4 protein-coding genes are annotated in these 6,354 nt (G+C 33.7%); all 4 read left to right on the top strand.

What is annotated here, in order from left to right; genetic code table 11:
* The first annotated feature begins 65 nt into the window (after positions 1 to 65).
* Positions 66 to 2,336 carry a hypothetical protein gene (locus tag P20480_RS14165; RefSeq protein WP_008127522.1) on the top strand — a complete coding sequence of 757 codons (2,271 nt, stop codon included), beginning with the start codon at positions 66 to 68 and terminating at the stop codon, positions 2,334 to 2,336.
* Between the two features lie 8 nt (positions 2,337 to 2,344).
* Positions 2,345 to 5,110 carry a hypothetical protein gene (locus P20480_RS14170; protein WP_008127521.1) on the top strand — a complete coding sequence of 922 codons (2,766 nt, stop codon included), beginning with the start codon at positions 2,345 to 2,347 and terminating at the stop codon, positions 5,108 to 5,110.
* On the top strand, positions 5,111 to 5,368 hold the full coding sequence (locus P20480_RS19645; RefSeq protein WP_050547929.1) for a hypothetical protein: 258 nt from the start codon (positions 5,111 to 5,113) through the stop codon (positions 5,366 to 5,368).
* Between the two features lie 629 nt (positions 5,369 to 5,997).
* The coding region (locus tag P20480_RS17690; RefSeq protein ID WP_033025053.1) for an AAA family ATPase at positions 5,998 to 6,354 on the top strand (357 nt) is incomplete at its 3' end.

Raw genomic sequence — 6,354 nt, 5'->3', positions numbered from 1 at the left:
TTCAGTAACAAAATCATATATTCATAGCTGCGGTCTAAAAGAGCAGCTTTTAAAGGAGTGTTGCTTTGGATGATATGAAAAAAGTACCGAGTCATAACTCTAGCTATTACGAATCAATAGTAAGAAGAGAATTTAATTCAAATGAACCTACAGCATTCAGATATCCGCTCTCAGCTACTTCAATTGTTGTACCTGCGTTAAAAGCTTCTCCAAAGAGAGTTATTTCTTTTGATATTAAAGGTGAATCATATAAGCGGTTGATTTTTAAGGCGATTATCGCTTCATATAATTATTCATTTTTAGATGAATTTGCCCCACTTTCAGCAAAGTATCGCTTTACAGGTTCAGCTCACCTTTTTGTAGAGTGGTTAAACAACACAAAAATAAAAAATCCTTATACTGTTCTAAAGGAATACGAGTCTTATCGTTTTGATACCTTGAATAATCATGGAGGCGAAAGCGCTCTTCGAAAGCTAAGAACAGTCTTATTTTATGCTTTAGAAAGATCAAGTGAATTGAGCTCATCTGTCGAGCCAGAGCAATTACAATATCTTTTCGAAATTTATAAAACTAAAGTAAGTCCTAATTTCAATAAGAAGCAAATATCGTTAGCTGGTTATTTTGGTGAGTTAGACTGGCTAAGAAATGATGATATTGGAATTGGTAATCAATTATACCAGGTTCTTGCTTCGCCAAAAATAACCATTCGTTCACTGAGAGCTACAGCGTCGTCAATAATAATAGAGCTTTATGAATGTAAGCTAGCTCTAAAAAGGTTTTTAGAGCTATCTGATTTCTCTTTGTACGATTTCAAAATGCTAGGCCCAAATAATAATGTTAAATACTATAAAAAATCTTTTACGGGGCGGTCGATATTTTGCTTACTGTATAAATATCACTGTCTGAAAGAAAAAGAACCTAAACTCCGAAATGCCTTAATACTTGTTTTATTAGCTAATACAAGTAATAAAAAGAGTTTTCTAAAAATCCTACCTGCTTTAGACAGTGAAATAGAACTAAATCGACTTTTTATTTCAACTAAAGGGCCTACTAAAGGTCAGTTAAGAAACTCCTTTCTTTCTGAGAGTTTCTCTATGGCAGGAGCAAGTAGTCCATTATTTGGACTTAATGAATTAAAACAGCTTTGTTCTGATACCAAGAACTTACCAATATCAGAAATTGAAAATTTATTTTTTTCATGGTTGATGGCAAGCTTTGCGGTCCAACCATCAGATATTGGGAAGTTAAGTAAAAACTCTTTCCGTTACCTTAAAATTGGAGGCCGAGTAACCCACATTGAGTGTGAGTACTTTAAAGGAAGAGCAAATTCTATACATACAACACATTCCATATCTACAAAATTGGTAACAGGGAAGGCTATATATAGCTTTATAAATCAATGCGGTGATGGGAGTCTCGTTAAGCTTAGCTCAAGCATACCTGGAATATTTGACGGCTTTTACTCTTTATCCGGTGTTTTGTTCGAGCTTTTAAATCTTGATTTCATTAAAGATGTAATACAGAAAACACATTTACATAATGGAAACATCCCTCCTGTTATTTCTGAAGTATTAATAAAGTTAATTAAAAATGGTGTTCACTCAAATAGTAACCATCTAGCTATAACTAAAAAACCTATATCAGAACGAGAAGTGTTAGCGAGGGAGTCTGGCTCGTTATGCCATAGTGTTCTTTTTGGGCTTAAAGCGATAAAAAACTCAGCTGTTCATGCTTTTAGTGATCCATATACATTATATTATCTGACTAATAGAAATTCTCACACCAACAGAACCGAAAAAATGCATTATTTAAATGCAGATAATGAAGAATGGATAAATGCTTCTGGTCGAATTACACGTAATGTGATGATTGATTTAATAAATAATGTTTTTAATTTAGCTGAAGAATTTGATGAAAATGAAGTATCTAGGTTCAATGATGAGTTTTATGACGTTACTGAAAACATATCTCGAAAAAGTCATGAAATGATTATGAGATTAAAGGTAGTAACAAATCAGCAAAAAGGAAGAATTAATGAAGTTGGTGTTTTATCTCCTGACAAAAAACAAGACACTGAAACGTTTGATCATATTTATGTAATTGATAGCCCTTTAACTGTTTTTAAAATGAAAAATTACCTATATGAATTTGAAGCGAATTATAAAAAGTTACTGAGTGCAAACCCAAGCTACTTGTATAAGACAGTAGTGCCTACTGTGGAGTGGATCAGCTATGTTTTAAGTATTTTAACAAAGCATTCAGTACTAGAGGGAAACAATATGTTTAAAAAAATGAAGTTAAATAATGTTTCAATCAGTGTGTTTCACTCAATATAGGGGGGAGAATGCAGCCAAGTTTTAGTACATTCGAGTTAAAAAGCTTTTGGGAAACCCAAAATGAAAAGCTAATGGCTCATCCCGATTTTTTGAAATCTGAAGGAGATCTTTTTGATTCAATTCTTGTTTTCGGGAGTACCAAAGGCACAAGGCGATTAGATTTTTCAATATTTCATAAAGATCATATAAAGCTTGAGGAGTCTGCTAAATTAACCTTAAAAGGTCAGTTCTACTCACTTACATCTGAAGAATATGCAAAGTTATTCTTTTTACATGGCTTATCTACTAATTCATCCCAGGGAGCTTTTGCAATATATCAAATGGTGATACACCTTTTTGCTTTCTTAAACTTCAATGGATGTAAGAGCTTATCAACCAGCAATATAGAAGATTTCCATACAAGCTTCTTGACCCAATCAGTAGGTGATAAAGGTTTTTTTAATCGTTTATCAGCGCCTTCATATAAAGGAACATATAATAATGCGAATATTATAAATATAAGAAATAAACTGCAGTTAACAGGAATAACAGGGCTGCTAAGTCATGATCTAACCCCTAAAGCATTTAGAGACTCTCTTGATGATGCTTGTAAATCACTTTTAAACATTAGTTTTAACCAATACAAACTAGGAGGAAGTTACAACTTTTTAGGCTTGGAAATGGGACAATATTATATTGATTATATGAGGCAAGTTTATGAAAAAGAATATTTTTATACTTTAATATGTCATGAAGTCATAGGCACAATTGCAACTAAGTTCAAATTCAAAAATGCAGGGCATGGAACTAGAAGTTACTGGAGTCGCGTGATACTTGAGACAATTCAAGGCACATTTATACCTAATGTTCATGAAAAAGAAAGCCTTTGGCGCACTAGAGAGAAGGTGCATATAGCAACAGCAGAAGAGCTATTTAAACAATATAACTTACATGCAGAAAGAGCCTTATCTTTAAGTGACAGTTGTATCAGTGCGTTGGTAAAGTCACTAGGGCTTGAATTACGGTTTGATGCTGTAGAAATAATTCGCATTTTAATGCTTCAAAAGTTTTATCCATTTCAATCCCATAAATCTCCTGCTCAAGTATGGGAGGGATATCTTCAATCATTAAATAAGACATTTATAGATAGTAAGCGCTTATCAGATTTATTAGTTGAAAGTGTTTATCAGAAGATGGCTGAAATAGTCATCGCTCGTAAGCTCAATATAAGTGCATTTAAAAAGTCATTAAGCTCTTGGGCCACAGAATTAATGGGTGGATCTCTTGGGAAAAATATAACTGATCTAACTGTCGAAATGGAACGCGTAACTCATGCAATGACTACATTAGTTGTTTCATGGCTAGGTTACAGAGCAAGTGAATTTGGCTTCCCTTTAACAGCAATACATGTTGAACCTAATAACGATATATTGGATAGCTCTCATGTTCCCTTTAGGTTTAAATTAAAATGGGTTGTCCCTAAAACCCATGACGAGTTAAAAGTTGAAAGAGAAATTACATCTCAATGTTATCAAGTAGCAGCTCAGCTTAACCATTTATTTAAACCATCTGCCAGTGAGCCCTGCTTGTATCGGTTTACAGGCGGAAACCAAAGTTTGAATACTCCAAATGAATCTGAACATATTATTGAACATAGAGTTAAGGCCAATTGGGATAACTTTGTTCAAAGATATAAGCCATTCAAAGAGGTTACGCTCTTAGAAGAGTTATTAAGTAAACAATATCTGTCGGAAAAGCAGGCAAAAGAATTAGAGGTGTTAATAAATAAATATGATATTACAGGCTCAAAGGCGCAGAAATTATTAGAAACATATCGAGAAGTTAATAGAGATCGAATAAAGCTACAATGTAGTTCATTTGCCGGAAATAAACCCCAGAAAAGATTTAAAGAGTCGTTAATTGAGTTTAATAAAACTGGAAAAATTTCGAACTTTGAACACAGTTTTGTAGTTGAAAAGTACCTTTCTGAAGAAACTAAAGAGTGGTTAAAAGCTGACTGTATTACTTTGGATCAAAAGGCAATGATGGATATCTCAAATGAATTAAAGCAAGATGTTAGATACCCAACAGCACATTCCTTTCGTCATATTTGGGCTGAAGCGGTTTTAACTCGTTATCAAGGGGACGTAGCTGCTGTTATTAGACATCAGTTTTGTCACTTAGATGAATCCTTTTTTATGGCTTACCTTCGTAACAAAGAACCCCAGTTGTTGATGAAATCAGCCCGAATTAAAGTACTTAATTCTATTGTAGATACATTATTAATTGATTCAGAAAAGATCGGTAAGAACTATTTAGGTGGCTTTTCAAGGTATGTAAGTAAAGCCAAAAGCTTAACAAAGGCAGTCTCACCAAGCGAGATTCTAGAGCTTAGGGAGCGTATAGCTGGGCGGATTATTTCTATTCAGCCATCACATTTCTCGACATGTATTCCCAGAGAGGGAGCTGAGAGTCGAGCAAAGTGTGCAGAATTTGGAGATATGGCACCTCATAATGCAAAACCAGAATTCTGCTTAAACTGTTCAAATGCGGTCATTACAAGCGAAAATTTAAGAGGGATTTGGTTAACGATACAGCCTTTTGTTAAAGAAGCTTTAGATGAAAATATTCCGGGGGTTATGATAGAGCATCATATGCCCTTATTACGTTCAGGTTATAAAAGAATAAAACAACTCGAGAATTCCGATAACCAAAACAACGTACTGAAAATTTTAAATATGATAGAAAAGGCAATTTCTAATATTGAACAAAATGTTTATAAAATGGAGGTTTAGATGTCGAATGAATTAGATGAGCTGATGACTGATGACTTTCTTTCCGGCTTAGATAGCCCAAGCAATAATAATGAAGGGTTGTTTGATAAGCCACCGTGGGTCAGAGGTGATACTGGACATACAACATTTAAAGCTTGGAGAGCGATTTTGGATCTCCAAGCGATTAAAGAAAAAAGTATCAAAAATTATGGAAAAGTAGCTGACAGAAAAACACCGAAGTCGTTATATCAAATAAAAAATCGGAGGTTGCTGATATAGTTGCCATAAAGTCACAAAGCTTATTTCGTACTTCAGGTTTTAGTGATGATATTCGAGCTTTTTTTGATGATGTTAACTCAGAACTACTAGACCTCTTTGAAATAGAACAAAATAAGCAAAGATTACGAAGAAAAAGAACGGGTGTCCGAAGTAAGTGTAAACCTGAGTTAGTTGATGATGTTCAGGTTTTAAGAGAAAAGGTTGAAGAGCTAGAACGTCGAGCAGTTAAAGATACGTTAGACCTCATGCTACAAAGAATGCCATTAGACTTGAGACGAAAATTGAGTGTTTGAAAAATGATTAGCTTATGAACTTATTTTTATGTCATTCATAGATCAGTTAGTCTCATCAATATTATAGATAACAATCTTTTTCATGATAGTTTTGGTTACCACGCAGCTTGTTTTATCAAAAAGCTAATAGGAGTATTTTTTGAAATTATATGAAAATGTCGTGATCTAAAATTTTTGAGTTATTTACTAGTTATCTAAAAAATATAACTTATTTTTAATCAAGTAATTAATGTTATATTCTTAGTGCAGGATATATCCAATATGCTATTTCAGACTTTAAGTACTCATTATGAAGTCGGTTTTAGTAAAGGAAGACTATTAAAGTTGAGGTGCTGAATGGCTATTACAAATGTTCGTGTTGAAGGCTTTCGTTTATTGAAAGATGTTAATCTTTCTCTAGAGAAAGAAACTACTGTTATCGTGGGCAGGAATAATAGTGGAAAAACATCTCTAACCTCTATATTCGAGCGTTTTTTGAGAGATCAAGGTAAGTCAGTTCGACTAGAAGATTTTTCAAGTGAAAATCAGAGTAGGTTTTTTGATGCTAAAAAAGCCTTAGATAATCAAGCAGAGGTAGCTGAAGTTTTAAGTATACTCCCTCGTATTACATTAACGTGTACCTTAGAGTATGACACTGAAGCATTAGATATCGGCCCGTTATCTCCTTTCGTAATTGACGTAGATGAAGCATCA

The organism is Pseudoalteromonas sp. BSi20480 (assembly GCF_000241365.1).
GTDB classification, from domain to species: domain Bacteria; phylum Pseudomonadota; class Gammaproteobacteria; order Enterobacterales; family Alteromonadaceae; genus Pseudoalteromonas; species Pseudoalteromonas marina.
Note: the sequence above shows the minus strand (reverse complement) of the source record. Positions and strands in the feature narration are given on the sequence as shown.

Coding starts and splice junctions, on each gene's coding strand:
- P20480_RS14170 (WP_008127521.1), top strand. CDS start 2,345: ATGCAGCCAAGTTTTAGTACATTCGAGTTAAAAAGCTTTTGGGAAACC.
- P20480_RS19645 (WP_050547929.1), top strand. CDS start 5,111: ATGTCGAATGAATTAGATGAGCTGATGACTGATGACTTTCTTTCCGGC.